Annotated in this window: 10 protein-coding genes; 4 read left to right on the top strand and 6 right to left on the bottom strand. The window is 67.0% G+C overall.

The features are described from left to right. Positions 1-12 precede the first annotated feature (12 nt). The 5 genes from ACZ50Q_RS05315 to ACZ50Q_RS05335 all read right to left on the bottom strand — a co-directional run bounded on the left by ACZ50Q_RS05315 (position 13) and on the right by ACZ50Q_RS05335 (position 9,144). Entirely contained in the window at positions 13-3,378 is a 3,366-nt protein-coding gene (locus ACZ50Q_RS05315; protein WP_464080801.1) for an autotransporter outer membrane beta-barrel domain-containing protein, read from the bottom strand. A gap of 333 nt (positions 3,379-3,711) precedes the next feature. Then, entirely contained in the window at positions 3,712-5,787 is a 2,076-nt protein-coding gene (locus ACZ50Q_RS05320) for a tetratricopeptide repeat protein (RefSeq protein WP_464080802.1), read from the bottom strand. Between the two features lie 245 nt (positions 5,788-6,032). Then, positions 6,033-7,640, bottom strand: a complete 1,608-nt coding sequence (locus ACZ50Q_RS05325; protein ID WP_464080803.1) for a hypothetical protein — start codon at positions 7,638-7,640, stop codon at positions 6,033-6,035. A 2-nt stretch (positions 7,641-7,642) separates the two neighbouring features. Continuing rightward, positions 7,643-8,536, bottom strand: a complete 894-nt coding sequence (locus tag ACZ50Q_RS05330; RefSeq protein WP_464080804.1) for a hypothetical protein — start codon at positions 8,534-8,536, stop codon at positions 7,643-7,645. A gap of 149 nt (positions 8,537-8,685) precedes the next feature. After that, entirely contained in the window at positions 8,686-9,144 is a 459-nt protein-coding gene (locus ACZ50Q_RS05335; RefSeq protein WP_464080805.1) for a hypothetical protein, read from the bottom strand. A gap of 265 nt (positions 9,145-9,409) precedes the next feature. Here ACZ50Q_RS05335 and ACZ50Q_RS05340 point away from each other — a divergent pair, with 265 nt between their 5' ends. From ACZ50Q_RS05340 to ACZ50Q_RS05355, 4 genes are all read left to right on the top strand, one after another. Then, positions 9,410-9,994 carry a hypothetical protein gene (locus ACZ50Q_RS05340; RefSeq protein WP_092580561.1) on the top strand — a complete coding sequence of 195 codons (585 nt, stop codon included), beginning with the start codon at positions 9,410-9,412 and terminating at the stop codon, positions 9,992-9,994. Positions 9,995-10,105: 111 nt separating this feature from the next. After that, entirely contained in the window at positions 10,106-10,771 is a 666-nt protein-coding gene (locus tag ACZ50Q_RS05345; protein ID WP_464080806.1) for an RNA polymerase sigma factor, read from the top strand. A gap of 2 nt (positions 10,772-10,773) precedes the next feature. Continuing rightward, entirely contained in the window at positions 10,774-11,391 is a 618-nt protein-coding gene (locus tag ACZ50Q_RS05350; RefSeq protein WP_464080807.1) for a hypothetical protein, read from the top strand. Positions 11,392-11,645: 254 nt separating this feature from the next. Then, positions 11,646-12,974 carry a caspase family protein gene (locus tag ACZ50Q_RS05355; protein ID WP_464080808.1) on the top strand — a complete coding sequence of 443 codons (1,329 nt, stop codon included), beginning with the start codon at positions 11,646-11,648 and terminating at the stop codon, positions 12,972-12,974. Positions 12,975-13,127: 153 nt separating this feature from the next. On the opposite strand, the gene ACZ50Q_RS05360 is transcribed toward ACZ50Q_RS05355, so the two are convergent. Then, positions 13,128-14,972 (bottom strand): methyl-accepting chemotaxis protein, encoded by a 1,845-nt coding sequence (locus ACZ50Q_RS05360; protein WP_464080809.1) that lies wholly within the window; start codon positions 14,970-14,972, stop codon positions 13,128-13,130. Between the last annotated feature and the right edge of the window lie 49 nt (positions 14,973-15,021).

Raw genomic sequence — 15,021 nt, forward strand, 5'->3', positions numbered from 1 at the left:
ACGGCGGCCGCTTCAGAACCTGTACGTCGCCTGTAGCTGGAATGCTTGCGCCGACACGTTGCCCGTGTCGAACAGGCGGTCGTAGCTAGCGGTCAGATCCATCGCCTTGCTGATGGGCAGCGTCATGCCCAGACCCGCCGAGAACATGCCGCGCGTGGGCGCCACGCCGGGCAGCGTGAAGCCCGTGCCGTCGCTCGCCGTTGCGCGAAAGCCGCGGTTGGTGTCCAGCGTTTCGTAGGCGTATCCGACGCGAGCTTCAACGACGGCGAGCTTGTCCGCCTTCATGCTGAAGGGGATGCCCACGACCAGCTGCGCATAGGGCTGCAGGCTGTTGAAGTCCTTCGCGTCGACATCCAGGTTCTGGCTGGTCGGTCCCGTTTCGCCGAAGCCCTCTGCATGGAAGTACTGGTAGCGCAGGCCGAGACGCGGCGTGACCGTCAGCGGGCCGGCGGCCAGGGGCAGGCTGGCTTGCAGGCCAGCGGTGATTTCCTGACCGGCGGAGTCCCCGCGTGCGCTGCCAAGACCGGCAAAAGAACGACGCGACTTGAGGAAGTCGTAGGCTGCGCCCACCGTCGCGGCGATGTTCACGGCGCCAACGCGGCGGCTGCCGTAGCCGGCGATGCGCAGGGTGTCGATCTTGCCGCTGGCCTCATCTTCGGTGACGTCGACATGGCTGTAGCCGCCGGCGATACCCAGCGTCCAGGCGCCGACCTGCTGGTCCAGGCCAGCCAGGAAGCCGTAATGGCTGTCCTTGTAGCTGGGGGCGTTGTCGTCGCCACGCACGTGCGCGGTGTTGGAGACGACCTGGGCCCAGGCCTGGCGGCTGGGGCGCGCGCAATTGGCCGCAGTCGAGGACTCGGCGCAATCCTGACCCAGGCGCGAGAGCAACGTGTCGTTCACGCGTTGGCCTTCACGGATGGCGGCCGAGGCGACGGCGCCGAAGATCGTAGCGTTGGTGGGGGCGATGACGACGCTGCCGCCGCCGCTGTCGTCGCTGCCGCCACTGCCGCCACTGCCGCCGCTGCCGTCGCTGTCGCCGCCGCCGGTGTTGTCGGCGGCCAGGTTGAGCGTGCTGCCGTCGGCCAGGTTCTGCACGCTCTGCGCCAGATTGGCCGGCGCGTTGCTGGTTACGGTAGCGAACTGGCCGTTGACGTTCGCCGCGTCAACGATGCGGTAGGACGCCGCGCTGTAGGTGCCGGGGCCATAAAGCAGGTTCAAGGTGCCGCCCAGCGTCGCGGTGCCGCCCACCTTCAGTTGCGAGGCGGTGGAAGGGCTGACGTCGACGAACAGGGTGCCGGAGGAAGACTGCGTGTAGTTGCCGTTGATCGTCAATGTGCCGATGGAACCGCCCGGGCGCACGATGCCGTCGTTGGTGACATTGCCGGCGATGGAGCCATGCCCGCGCAGTGTGCCGGCGCTGCCGACCGCCACGTCGCCCAGGATGCTGGCGGTGGGATGGTCGGCGTCGCCGATTTCGAGCGTGCCGGCGTGCACCGACGTGCCGCCCGAGTAGGTATTCACGCCGTTCAGGATCAACATGCCGCTGCCGGTCTTGGCCAGCGCGCCGCTACCCTTGAGTTCCGAATCAATGATGGCCGTGGCGTTGGCATCGACTTCGATGGCGGAAGTGGCTGCCGACAGGCCGATGGCGCCACCCGTCACACGGTAGCCATCGGTGGAAAACTGCATGCCGCTGACATTTATCGGACCATGGCTGGTATCCACCGTCACGGTGCCCGCGGCCGCGCCGAACACGGGGCGCACGTCGGTCTGGTCGAGCGTGCCGTTGCGCGTGCCGTCGGTCGTGGTCCAGTTGGTGCCGTTCGCCGTCCAGGTGCCGGAGCCGCCGGCAATCGTGCCGTCGGCGACGGTATTGGCGCCATCCCAATAGTGGCGGCTGGCGTCGGGGGCCAATGTCACGATCAGCTCGCCGTTCACGTCGCTCAGGCGCGCAAGCAGGCCATTGTTGGTGGAGACGAAGGCCGTGTTGTTGCTGTACGTGCCGGAGCCCGTCGGTCGCACGACCGCATAGGTCTGGCCCTCCGCCAATCCGGTACCGTTCAGGCTGATCGCGGCATTGCTGATCGCGGCGGTGCCATTTACCGCCAGGTAGCCATAGCTGGAGGGATTGGCGACGTTGAACGTCAGTCCGCCACCGGTCTGGGTGTAGCTGCCCGTCACCGTGACGGGGTTGTTGAACTGAAGGGTGGCGCCGTTGTTGATGACGGAACGGCCCACCGCGGCGATGTCGTCGTTCAGCAGCAGGTTGCCGCCCGAAAACACCAGGTCCGCGCCCGTCACCTTGATGAGGCCTTTGTCGGCCACGCCCAGGCCGCCGCTCGCGCCGGTGAGGGTGCCGACGACGGTGCCGCTGCCGCCTGCGATGGCGAGAGGGATGGTGCTGGCGGAGGTCAGGTCGCCCGCGATGAGACCGCTGTTGGCGATCGTACCGATCGCGCTGTCGCCATCGATCTGGATCGCCGCGCTCCGGCCCGTGATGGTGCCGCTATTGTCGAGCAGGCTCACGGTGCTGGCGCGCGAAAGGTAGATGCCGGCATCGAACGACCCGCCCATGGCACTGCTGGGCGCGCCCACGATCAGGCCCGTGTTGGTGATGGTGCCGACCGTGCTGGTATCCATGAAGATGCCTGCAATGTCGCCCGAGATGGTCCCGGAATTGGTGAGCGTGCCCACCCGCCCGTTGTCCTGCGCCAGCAAGCCTAGCTGGCCCACGATGGTCCCGGTGTTCTCCAGCGTTTCGATGGCGCCGTTTTCGGTGACCACACCGAAACCCTGAAGCAAGCCGCCGATTTTGGCGCTTTGCAAGGTGCCGTAGTTGGTCAAGCTGGTGATCGTTCCGCCGTCGTTCCAGATCGCCGCAATAGTCCCTCCGAAGGTACTGTTGCTGGAGATCATCCCGGAATTGCTGAGCGCGGCGATGGTGCCCGTGTTGAAAATGCCGGCTCGCGCCCCGGAGAGGGTGGCGCCGGTGGTGTTGACCACGCGGGTGATGATTGCGCCGCTGGAGTTCACGATGCCCGCTACGGTGACGCCCGTTCCGGTGGATGAGAGCAAATTGCTGTTGGTCACTTCATACAAAATGGCGTCGTTCTGCAGGCCGGCCAGCGTGCCAACGATGGTGCCGAAGTTCTCCAGCGTGGTGCCGGGGTTGGTGATGGAGGCGTGCAAACCGATGTTTTCGCCGGAAATGGTGCCGATGCTGATGACCTTAAGGTTACTTTGCGTCCAATCGATGCAATTGACTTCGCCTACGACGGTCGTGTCGCCCGGGAAGTCAACAGCGACGCACGCCGCTGCATGGGCCATGCCGGGAAGCAGGCTGGCGGCCACGAGAGAAACACCCGACAGAAGTTGCATCGATCGGGCAGGGACCGCCGTCGAGCCGCCCCGCGCGGAGGCCATGGAAAAGAAGTTGGTACGTTTTTTTCGGTTTTTCAGCTTCAAGTCAAGCTCCCGCCTGGGACGATGTCATGGGATATCAGGCGGCGACCGGAGAAGCAATGGGCGATCCACGCGGCAGGCGCCAGGGTACGAGGTCAGACTGGTGGCCATTCGGTGGGCGCACGACCTCACCCTGCAAATTACCGGCGAAGGCGCATCTTCAAAGCGTGCAACAAGGGGGAAATACGGGCCTTAAATTCGCTTGGCGCGGTCGACGCGCCGGCTTGGCCAGCGGCTGAACCCTGCTGTTCAGGCCTCGGACCCCGGAAAGCGCTTTGCCAGCGCCTGGCTGACGTCGTGCAGGACCGTCTTCCAATCGCCTGGCGTGTGCTGGCGGAATAGCCGCAGCGACGGATACCAGGGCGTGTCGGACCGGTGCAACAACCAGCGCCAGTCGGGCAGGAAGGGCAGCATCACCCAGGCGGGGCGATTCAACCCGCCCGCCAGATGCACGGGTGACGAGTCGACCGAGATGAGCAGGTCGGCCAAGGACAGGATGGCTGCGGTGTCCTCGAAATCGGCGATCTCCGTGTCCAGCGGCACGATGTTCATTCCGGGCGGCGCCGCGGCAGCCTGGGCTGCGGCAGGGCCTTTCTGGATGGCGAGATACGTTATGCCGGGCAAGGCGAGCGGCGCCAGGTCCGCCAGGGCAAGAGAGCGGTTGGCGTCGTTGGAGTGCGTGGGTCTGCCGGCCCAGGCCAGCGCCACCCAGGGCCGCGGCAAGCGGGCAAGCCGCTGCCGCCATTTCTCCACCCGGGCCTCATCGGCCGACAGGTAGGCGACCTGGCAAGGCAGGTCGGCCATGCGCAGGCCAATCGCCATGGGCAGGGACATCAACTCGCAGTGCTCGTCGAACGGCGGCGGGACCTGGCCGCGCGGGAAGGCGTCCGAGCCGACGAGTCGCTGGGCGATCGGCAGCAGGTCGGGATGCACTTCCAGCACGACACGAGCGCCGCTGCGGTCCCGGGCCGCACTGACCAGGCGTATGAATTGCAGCGTGTCGCCGTAGCCTTGTTCGTCATGGATGAGTAGCGTCCGGCCCGCAATGCGGCCCCCGCTCCAGCGCGGCCGCTGGACCTTGCGGTCCATCGCGACCGTGTGGGAAAGGCTGTAGCGCCATCGGTATTCCGGCCAGCCGCGTTCAAAATCGCCTTGCAGCAAGCGCGTCTCGGCCAGGTCGAAGCGCGCGGACAGGTCGCCCGGCATGGCCGTGGCGATCATCTCCTGGATTTCGGCCGCCTCCTTGACCCGTCCTTGGTACTTCAACGCCAAGCCGAGAAGGCGCCACAGCACGGAGGGTGCGCCGCGCGGGTCGATGCCGGCGCGGAGCAGGCGTTCGGCTTCGGCGTACTGCCGTTGCGTCAGCAGGCCGCTGGCGTGGCGCGCCAATTTTTGCGGGTCTTGCGGGTCTTGCGGGTCCTGTGGGAGGGAATCCGCCGCGGGTTGCGCGTCTTGCTCGGCCCGCGCGGCGCGCGAAGCGGCCGGGAGCGTCGACCGGGCGGCGGCATTCGGTGGTTCGCCCTCCGGCCGCAAGCGGGTCCGGAGTTCCAGCGCTTTGGGGTGGGCCGGCGCGAAGGCCAGCAAGGCCTCGATCCAGCGCAGCGCCTCGTGCGGCCGGGATCGCGCCGCTTCGATACCGGCGAGATTGAGATAGGCGTTGGCCAGGCGCGGGCTGCATTCGATGGCGCGTAGCGCGGCGCTTGCCGCCGCGTCATATTCGCCCAGTTCGCCGAGCACGAAAGCGAGGTTGCTGTGGGCTTCCGCGTAGTCGCCCCGCATCGCCAGGGCCTGGAAGTATTGCTCGCGGGCTTCATGCAGGCGCTTCATGCCCACGTACGAGTTGCCGAGGTTGTTGCGCGCCTCTGGATTGTCCGGATGCGTTGCCACCACCCGCTCCAGGCAACCGATGCTGTCTGCGAAATGCCCGGCCTCCTGCAGGATGATCCCAAGGTTGTTCCACGCCATTACCAGCCCGGGATCACGTTGCGTGGCCTGCCGCGCGGCGGCCTCGCCCTCGGCGAGCAGGCCCTGCTGACGGCAGATCTCGGCCAGATTGCCGAAATAGACCGCGGGCGCGGCGCTGGGCCGGCATGCCTGGCGTAGCAGATCGAGCGCGAGCGCGGGCTTGCCGTAGCTGTGCGCGATCAGGCCCAGGAGGTGCGAGGCATCGGCCTGTCCGGGTGCCGCCGCGAGAATGCGGCGGCACAGAATCTCGGCCTGGTTTGCCTGTCCGGCGTTCCAGTGCGCGTGAGCCTGTTGCAAGGCCTCGGAAAGGGAAAGCGGCGAGCCTGCCTTTGGATGGGACGATGCGGGCTTGTGATCCATGGAGATGACAACGGCCGCCATTAAGGCCGCCCTGGATGGGAACGTGGAGGGGAGATTCTAGTTCCTCCGCCCGGGCGAGCCATGTCGTGCCAATGCAAACAAGGAGTATGGCACCACCGTTCGTATTACCGGCGAGATCGACGTGGGTCGCGCCGGCCGCTACGTCTACGTCAACGCGTTGGAGGTGGTTTCACCCTAGGGCGCGCAGTGTCTGGCTGATGCGCCAGCGCTGCTGCTTTTTCGCACTAGCCCGCATCGCCGTGATACCCGTATTTGATGCCGCCCAGCACGCGCGTACGCACGGCCTCGTTGAAGGGGTAGGTGTAGGCCTGCCCCACCACGACCACATGGGCCACGTTGGCCAGCACGCGCCGCCGCAGCGCCTGGCCGATGGACTCGTCTTCGCTGCCGCCTTCCACGCGCGACATCTGCTGGAAGAGTTCGCTTCGCGTCACGCCGTTCTGCATGAAGGAGAACGCCGTCCAGACGCAGGCCAGCGTCAACACCAGCGCCAGGCCCGCCGCGCGCGTGGCGGTGCGCCCCGGCTGCTGGCCCGCCGGCGTGCGCAGCCAGACGACGAGCTTGGCGATCAGGTAGAGCAGCTTGGCGAAGTGGCCCACCGCGCCCAATAGCGAAAACAGCAGCGCGACCGGCGGCACGATCGCTGCGCGCGCGGCGTCCTCCCCCAGCTTGTTGTGCAGTCCGCCGCGCCCGAAGTCCGCGCTGCTGGCGGAAAAGCGGGGCAGGGCTTCGTCCACGGCCCGGTCCAGCATGCCTTCATAAAGCCGCTTGAAGCCGGCCACATCCGTGTAGTTGGGCGCAACGTTCATCGTGGCCGGCACCATCAAGGCCTGGCGCAGCAGCTTCTGGACGCCAGGGCGCGCGACGAAGTCTTCGTACGCCAGGCCGGGCGGGATGGCGTCGCCCTCGACATGCACCGTACGGCTGCGCATGGTCCTCCAGTACTGCTGCGCCACCGCCTCATTGAAGGTGGCGCGGTCATGCGGTTGCCAGTCGCCGGGCACGGGAATGCGCTTGCGCACGTCCTGTACCACGCGGCCCTTGTAGCGCGCCGGCACGTTGTCGGGGGTCCAGCCGCGGCGCGACAGGCTGCGGCGGTAATCACCCCAGGCGCGATCCTGTTCGCGCGCCAGGCCGATGTCCGACGCCACCGGCACACCCGCATATTTCTTCCAGCGCTCGGCCACGGAACCCATCACGCTGGTGTAGACCTGGTGATAACCGCGTATGCCAGGGGCAGTCATGCGGACTTCGCGGCCATCGAAGGTAAACGTCTTCATCTGGCGCTGCAGATCGGTGCGGATGACCTGCCGCTTCTTCGGTTCGACTTTTTCGTCCAGGTTGTCGATGTTGGACAGCAGCACCTGGAACACGGCCAGGAACGCCTTGCCCTCGGGGCGGGCGTAGATGTCGTCGTCGTCCACCAGCCCGTCCAGTTGCAGGTCGCCCTGCACCAGCGACCGTTGCAGCAAGCCGGCGTTGGTGGCGATGCGGCGGAACTCGCCATCGCGTGTATCGACGAGCACGTTCACCAGCAGCTTGATGGCGCTGAAGACAAGGAGTGCCGTTACGACACAAGCGACGGCGATCTTCAGGGTGGAGGGGCGGCCGCCCGTGGCGAGCCGACGGGTCCACATCAGCTGCAGCACCACCAGCGCGGCGGCGATGCCGGACAGGGTTCGGCCGAAGAATTCCAGTTCTTCGATATCGTGCGGCGTGGCGCGGCTGCCCACCACATCGAGCAGGCGGGCATTGAAGCCGAGTTCGAAAGCGAGGTAGATGACCGTCAGTACGATCAGGAAGATGATCTGGCGAATCTGGGCTTGCCGCACGGTCAATCCCTCAGGTCCAGGCGCGTCGAGGTGATTTCCTCGTCGGGCAGGTCCAGCTTGGCCGGCGCGCGCGATGCCGCGCCCGTGCGTGGCGAGCTGCCGGCCGCCGCAGTGGGCGCGCCGCTCGCGGGCGCGCGCTGCGGTGGCGGAGCAACAGCGCGACCACCGGATGCATTGCCGCCGGACGCCCGGGTCTGCACCGTATCGGGCGAGGCGCTGCGGCCGGGCCGGCCCGACCTGCCGGAGCGAGCCGCCGGCGCCGCGGGCGGCGGGTAGACCCCATACAGGCGCAACGACTCCTGATACCCGGGCGGGTACAGCGATTCATCGGCGAACGGCTTGGCGCGCGGATTCATGCCCGCGACCGTCTTCACATCGCCCCGGCGCATCCGGCCGTCTTGCGTGTAGGTGAACCGTTCGATCCTGGCGCCCTTGGGAAAGTCCAGGGTCATGGCGCTGCGGTCGTCCTGGACCAGCACCGCCGGCCGGTCCCGGCAATTGCCCAGGTCCCACGACAGCACGTCGGAGCCTTCGATGGCCAGCACCGTATAGCGGTAGTCGCAGTTGCGGCGCTGCGTTTCGATGACGACCACGGTGCGCGGCCCCACGTTTTCTGTGCGCGCGATCCGTGCGGACTCCACGTTGTTCAAGGGCACCACCCGCTGGTTGCCCGATAGCTTCACCGAGAAGTTCTTGCCCTCGCGGCGCAGCGTGCCGGTCCCCCCGTCCTGCAGGGGAAACTGGCTGATCTCGGTGCCAAACAGGGCGGCGGTATCCACGCCATAGACGAAGTTGCCGCGGGAATTGGTCTTGACCGCGCAGGCAGACAGCCCGGCAAGGAGCAGCAAACCGGTGATAAGGCGAAGGATCGACGAACAGGATACGGGCAGGCGCATTGACATCATGGGGAAGGCGGGAAACCAGGCGCGGCGAGGCGCCGTTTCCGTCAAAGCCCTGCAATGTATCGCAAAGTTACAAGGCAGGACCAGGGTTGTTTCAATTGCGCAGGCCCGGTCGGCCGTGTCAGGCCGCCGGACAGCCGCACTTAGCTGGCGGGCTGCTTCAGTTCCATCGCCAGCTTGATCAGTTCGCGCGCGCCGTGGCGCACGGCGGACACGCAGCGCTCGACGATGGCGCGGAGCTGGGCGGCATCCGGCAGGGTGTTGGGCCCGGCCACAAAGCTTTCCACCGAGGCCGACAAACGCCCGGCCCGTTCTGCGCTGTCTTGCGACAGCGTCAGCTTGATCGCCTTGCAGCGGTTGTTGACGGTGTTGATCACCTCCAGCAGTTGTTCGCGGGTCAAACCCAGTTCGTCGGCCTGCACGAAGCTTGGGTAGACCAAACGCAGGAATTCCGGATCCGAATCGCTGAGGCTGAAGTACATGATGCCCAGGTCGGGATACTTGAAGACCACATCGCCTTCATCGTCAAAGCGGGCGACCAGGCCCAGTTCTTCTTGCACCACGGTTTGGTACAGGGCGGCCAGCGGGGTGGGGGTGGACATTATTGAACGCTCCGTTCTTGGTCAGTGGGACTTTTCAGTCAGTGGGGCATGCCGGGCTTTGTCGGCAAGCGGGGCGGAAAAGCCGCGCCCTTGATTGTTGCTACGCGCCACCTCGGGAAAAGTTCGAAAAAAAGTCGCGCTGAAGCATAAACCCATCGGGAAAAAAACAATCGCCCGAAAAACGCCCGAAAAAAAACGAACCTTTTCGGCCGCCATGCGTAGCCATGAATACCGGCATCCCGCCACAACCAGACAAGGAAAGACCATGCAAGGCAAAGCACAGGACGTATTGACGCAGGCCAGGACCCATGCGGCGCGGTGGGCGGGCATCGCGGCCCGGCGCGTCCATCGTGGCGACGCCGTGGGCGCGCTGCTGTTCCTTTTGGCCACTACGGTGTTTGCCGTGGTCTCGCTAAGCATGATGGGGTCGAATGCAAGCCTGAGCTTCTACGACCTGTTGCGTTTGCAGAACGGCGGCAGCATGCAAGGCGCGATGGCGGGCCGAGATTCGGGCGCGGGCATTTATGCACTGCTGTGGCTGCTGGCCGTGGCGGGGCCTTTGCTGCCCTCGCTGCTCACCCATCGCGCCGCGCGCCTGGGCTACTTTGCGCCCCTCGCGCTGTGGGCCATTGCGCTGGCCGGCGTGGTGTCGCAGGTACGCGAGCTCATGAACGCCACGCGCCAGTTTGCGGGCTTCATGGGCAATTCGCGGTCCAGTCGCAGCCTGGCGGGAGACATGGCGTCCAATCTGTGGGACAGCCTGTCGTTCGGGTTTGGCTTCTATCTGTCCTTGGCCATCGCCGTCGCATTCACTGTCCGCGGCATCGCCGTGCTGCGCCGCCGCGCTTGATTTTCCGCCCCTGCACGGCTAATGTGCCGCAGCCCGCATTTTGCCGGGTTGCGGCTGGTGCCGCCGGTGGGCTGACGTTCCGCGTCCAGTTCGACATCTAGAATCTGAACCATGAACTCGCTCGATTCCAAGCGCTACGTCATTGAAAACGTTGACGCGTTGCTGCGCATCATGCATGCCGACCCCCACTACGCGCTGGCGTTTCGCAACAAGGCCGAGCAGCACATCACGCTGAAATTGCGCAGGAAATTCTTCAACGCGTCGCCCGATGGCGTGGTGGATGCGTTCAACAATGCGCTCATGAAGTTCTTGCACACGCGCACGTTCAAGGATGAGGGGTTCAAGCAGGGTCAGCCCGAGGGCGGATGGACGGCGCACGAACTGGCCGTCGGCACGCTGGGCGGCTACTTGTATCGCGGGTCGCTGCACGAGCTGATCCAGATGCATCGCCGCACGCGGCACGAAGTGCAATGGACCTATCCCGAGGACGGCAGCGAGCACGATGACACGGCGTTCGACGACATCCGGAACGTGGGCGACCCCTCCCGCTTTGCCGATCCCGCGCACGCCTACGAGCATCTATCTATCGTCAAGCGCATGCGCGAATGCCTCAATAAGCTCAGCGACACCCTGCGCGCCACGATGTTCCTGTACCTGGACGACATGCCGATGGAACAGATCGCCAGGCAGCAGGACCTGCACGTGCCTACCGTGAAAAGCCGCCTGCACGCCGCGCGCAAGCTGGTGACGGAATGCACGCGCAAAGGAATGGACTGATCATGCCTGAAGACCGAGTGCTGTCCTATCTGTCGGGAGAGCTTGATGCCCCGGCCCGCCGCGCCTTCGAAGCTGAACTCGCGCGCGACCCCGCGTTGCGGGCCGAGCTCGATGCGTGGCGCGATCTGGCCCAGGCGCGCCAGTTGGCCCACAACGAGATCGGCCAGGCCGAGCGCGATGCCGCCTTTCTGCGCGCGCTGGCGCAACGTCCGCGGGCGGTGCGCGCGCCGATGTCCCGCGCGCGCCGGCTGTGGCAATGGCTATGGCCGACGCCCGCCAGCCCCTTGATGCCGCTGGGTTGGGCGCTGGCGATCATGCTGTCCGTCATGGTGGTCCAGCAAGCGCCGACGGATGCGCCGGGCATCGCCGCGCCGGACGGCGTGCTGACGCGTGGCGGCGCGTCCTGCCCTCGGCTGGTGGTGGATCTGCCCGATACGCTGACGGCCCGGCAACTGCGCAACACCTTGTCCCAGTACGCCGTGTCCATCGTCGACGGTCCCGATGCGGACGGCCATTACGTCCTGGCCGCGGCGCGCGAGTCATCGCTGCGCGACGCCGCCGCGGCGCTGGGCGCCTTGTCCGCCACGGCCGCGCCAGCCGGCGCTTGTCCCAAACCTTGAGGCCTCGCATGAAGTCCTTGAACAATCCTGCGGGCGCCGGCGTGGCGCATGCACCAACGTGTCCACCCATGCGGCGGCGATTGTTGACGGCGCTGATCGGCGCGAGCCTGTGGGCAGCGCACCCGGCGGCCTTGCGCGCGGCGGGAGCAAATGCGAGGGGACTCAACACAAGAAACATGGCCGATCCGGATCCGGCGCCCACCGAGGCGCTCACCTCAACGGCCCCTGCGCCGACGCCCGGGGACGATGCGGCTGTGGCGGCAACCACTGCGTCGCCCGCCAGGCGCCGTTATGCGCTGGTGATCGGCAACGCGCGCTACGCCATCCCGGCCAACGCGCTCGTCAACCCGGTCAACGACGCCCGGCTGATCGCCGATTCGCTGCGCCAGCGCAGCTTCGACGTGACCTTGCTCACGGACCTGACTACCGCGCAGATGGAAACCGCCGTCGATGACTTCGCGGCGCGTGCCACGGGCGGGGACCTGGCCTTGGTGTATTTCGCCGGACACGCCGTCGCCGTGGATGACGTGAACTATCTGTTTGGCGTGGACCTGCCCTTGCCGCTGGGCGAAGTACGCATCCGCACGGCGCAGCAGAGCTCGCTGAGCCTCAGGCGCGTGTCGCAGGCGTTGCGGCGCGCGAACGTCCGTGCCCGCCTGATGGTGCTTGACGCCTGCCGCACGAACCTGACCCGGGGTGCGGCCGCCGCCGGCCTCGTCCACGCCGTGCCCGCGGGCGGAGAGCTGATCGCCTTCTCGACGCAGCCCGGCGCTACCGCGGAAGACGGATTTGGCAACGATGGGCCGCGTCACAGCCCCTATGCGTATTACTTCGCGCAGGGGCTGCGCGCGTTGCCCGGCTCCGCCCCGGTGGAGAGCTTCTTCAAGCAACTGACCGCCGACGTGCAGGTGGCCACCGCCTACCGTCAGATTCCCCACTACGCCAGCAGCCTGGTCGGCACCGTTACCTTCACGACGCTGGCCGACGGCACAACGCCCGCGAAGCCCGGAGAAAAGCCGGGCCAGGCGGGACGCGGCCCGTCGCCCACGCTGGGCCGCGATCTGATCAAGGCGCGCATGAGCGCATGGGAATACGAAATCGAGCGGGGCGCGCAATATGTGGACGAGCCGCGATTGGCGTCGTTGCAGGCGCGCGCCAAGGCGGGCGATGTGGTCGCCATGACCACCCTGGGCTTGATCGCCGAGAACGGCGAGTATGTAGAGAAGAACTACCCGGTCGCCGCCCGCTGGTATCGGCGCGCCGCCGATCAAGGGTTCGCGCCCGCGCAGACCTATCTGGGCGAGCTGACCGGCATGGGCCGGGGCGTGCCCAGGAACTATGCCGAGGCCGAACGCCTGTTCCGCGACGCGGCCGAGGCGGGCCACCGGCGGGCCGCGCTGGATCTGCTGGACGTGCGCGCGCGCATGGGAGAACCCATAGACCCGCAGGAATGGGCCAGGGTGCTGCAGGACGCCGCGCTCAATCCTGTCGGCCTGCCCCTGCCGGGCATGGCGCCCGTGCAGGGCCTGCCCGACATGCCTTGGATGCGCGCGCTGGGCGTGCGGCCTCCCGGCCAGCGCTGAGTCTGCCGTTCAACGCCCAACGAACACCGGCTTGCGTTTTTCAGCGAAGGCGGTCGCTGGAGCGCATCGTGATGCCGGTGCTCGACGTGGCGCGAATGGCCGCGGCGCGCGGTGTGGACTGAGCACGCCGCGCGCCGCGTCAACCTTCATTGCTTAAAAGCTTTCCCAATCGTCGTTCGGCTGCGCGGGCTTGCGATCGCCCGGAACCCGCAGCGGGGCGGTCGTGGCGGGCGCGGGCTTGGGGTACGCGCGGCGGGCTTGGGCGGGCTTTTCGGCGGCGGCGGCTCGGGTGGGTGCCGGCTTGGCCAAGGCGCGCAGCGGCTTTGCGACCTGCGGGTGCACGGGCTGCGATTTCACGGGCTGGGCCTCGCGAGGGGTCGCGATACTTGGGCGCGGCTGTGCCTGTACCTGCGGCTGTGCCTGCGCCACGGGGCGGAAGGCGCCGTCGTCGGCCAGGCGGAACACGCTGACCAATTGCACCAGCGTCGCGGCCTGCCCGTTCAGGCTGTGGGCCGCGGCGGCCGACTCTTCCACCAGCGCGGCGTTCTGCTGGGTGGTCTGGTCGAGCTGGTTGATGGCATCGCCGACTTGCGAGATGCCTTGTCCCTGCTCGTGGGCCGCGGCGCCGATCTCGGCGATCAGGTCGGCAACGCGGCGCACCTGCGTCACGATGTCGTTCATGGTGTTTCCGGCCTCGCCGACCAGGGTGGAGCCGGCTTCGACGTTGCCCACGCTGTCGCTGATCAGTTGCTTGATTTCCTTGGCGGCGCCCGCGCTGCGCTGGGCGAGCGCGCGTACTTCGCTGGCCACGACGGCAAAGCCCCGGCCCTGTTCGCCCGCGCGGGCCGCCTCCACCGCCGCGTTCAGGGCGAGGATGTTGGTCTGAAAGGCGATCGAGTCGATGACGGCGATGATGTCGACGATCTTGCGCGAGCTGGCGGAGATGGCGTCCATGGTGCTGACCACGTTGCCGACGACCTCGCCGCCGCGCGCGGCCGCCGCGCTGGCGGACCCGGCCAGGCTTGCGGCCATCTGCACGGATTCAAGGTTCTGCTTGACCGCGGCATTCATCTCTTCCATCGAGGCCGCCGTTTCTTCGACGTTGGCGGCCTGTTCTTCCGTGCGCTGGCTGAGGTCGCTGTTGCCGGAGGTGATCTGGGTGGCGCCCGTGGCGATCGACTCGCTGGACTGGCGCACCTGGCTCACCAGGCGCGCCAGGTTGGCGCGCATGGCTTCCATGTTGGCCAGCACGCTGGTCTGGTCGCCATCGCGGCGCTGCACGCGCACGGCCAGGTTGCCCTTGGCGACTTCCTGGGCGATGTGGGCGGCGTAGGCCGGCTCGCCGCCCAGGCGGCGCATCACGGACCGCACCAGGACCAGGCCCAGGACGCCGCCGATCAAGGCGCACAGGACGATCAGTGCCGTCAGCGTCCAGAACGTGCGTTCGACCGATGCCGCGGCGTCTTCGGTGTCCAGCCTGGCCAGCTCTTCCTGCCGCTTGGCCGCTTCCATCAGGAGGTTGCGCACGGCGACGTGCAGCTCTGCCGAGTCCTTGTGCAGCACGGCCATCGCGGTCGGGTCGTTGCGGTCGGCAAGGCCTTTCACGTTGTCCACGGCCGACTTGTAGCGGGTCCAGGTGTCGGCCAGCTTGCCGCCCAACGCGCGCAGCGTCGGGTCCTGCTCCTGCTGCAGGCGGTCGCGCGCTTGCAGCACGGACTTTTCGGAATCTTCGTTCAGGCGAAGTTCGTTCTGGCGGCCTTTCGGATCGGTATTCCAGATGTAGACGTACATGCGCCGGAAGTGCGTGGCGCCCTGCCGGGCGGCGTCGACGACGACGCGCAGCGGCATGACGGTTTCCGTGTACATGGCGCGCTGCTTCTGGCTGATGCTCCAAAGCTGCTGCATGGCGATGGCGCCCACCACGACCAGCGTGGCGGTGAAGAAGAGCACCAGCGCGGTCAGGCTGCCCCGGAGAGAGAGATTTCTGAGTTTGGACATGATGGTCACGCGACGAGGCCGCGGAATGCGTCCTCCACGCGTGAACTAC

The sequence above is a fragment of the Achromobacter sp. T5-5 genome, from assembly GCF_055397965.1.

Excerpts from the sequence above, each read along its gene's own strand:
- ACZ50Q_RS05335 (WP_464080805.1), bottom strand. The coding sequence starts at position 9,144 with ATGTCCACCCCCACCCCGCTGGCCGCCCTGTACCAAACCGTGGTGCAA.
- ACZ50Q_RS05345 (WP_464080806.1), top strand. The coding sequence starts at position 10,106 with ATGAACTCGCTCGATTCCAAGCGCTACGTCATTGAAAACGTTGACGCG.
- ACZ50Q_RS05350 (WP_464080807.1), top strand. The coding sequence starts at position 10,774 with ATGCCTGAAGACCGAGTGCTGTCCTATCTGTCGGGAGAGCTTGATGCC.
- ACZ50Q_RS05360 (WP_464080809.1), bottom strand. The coding sequence starts at position 14,972 with ATGTCCAAACTCAGAAATCTCTCTCTCCGGGGCAGCCTGACCGCGCTG.
- ACZ50Q_RS05315 (WP_464080801.1), bottom strand. The coding sequence starts at position 3,378 with ATGCAACTTCTGTCGGGTGTTTCTCTCGTGGCCGCCAGCCTGCTTCCC.
- ACZ50Q_RS05320 (WP_464080802.1), bottom strand. The coding sequence starts at position 5,787 with ATGGATCACAAGCCCGCATCGTCCCATCCAAAGGCAGGCTCGCCGCTT.
- ACZ50Q_RS05330 (WP_464080804.1), bottom strand. The coding sequence starts at position 8,536 with ATGCGCCTGCCCGTATCCTGTTCGTCGATCCTTCGCCTTATCACCGGT.
- ACZ50Q_RS05340 (WP_092580561.1), top strand. The coding sequence starts at position 9,410 with ATGCAAGGCAAAGCACAGGACGTATTGACGCAGGCCAGGACCCATGCG.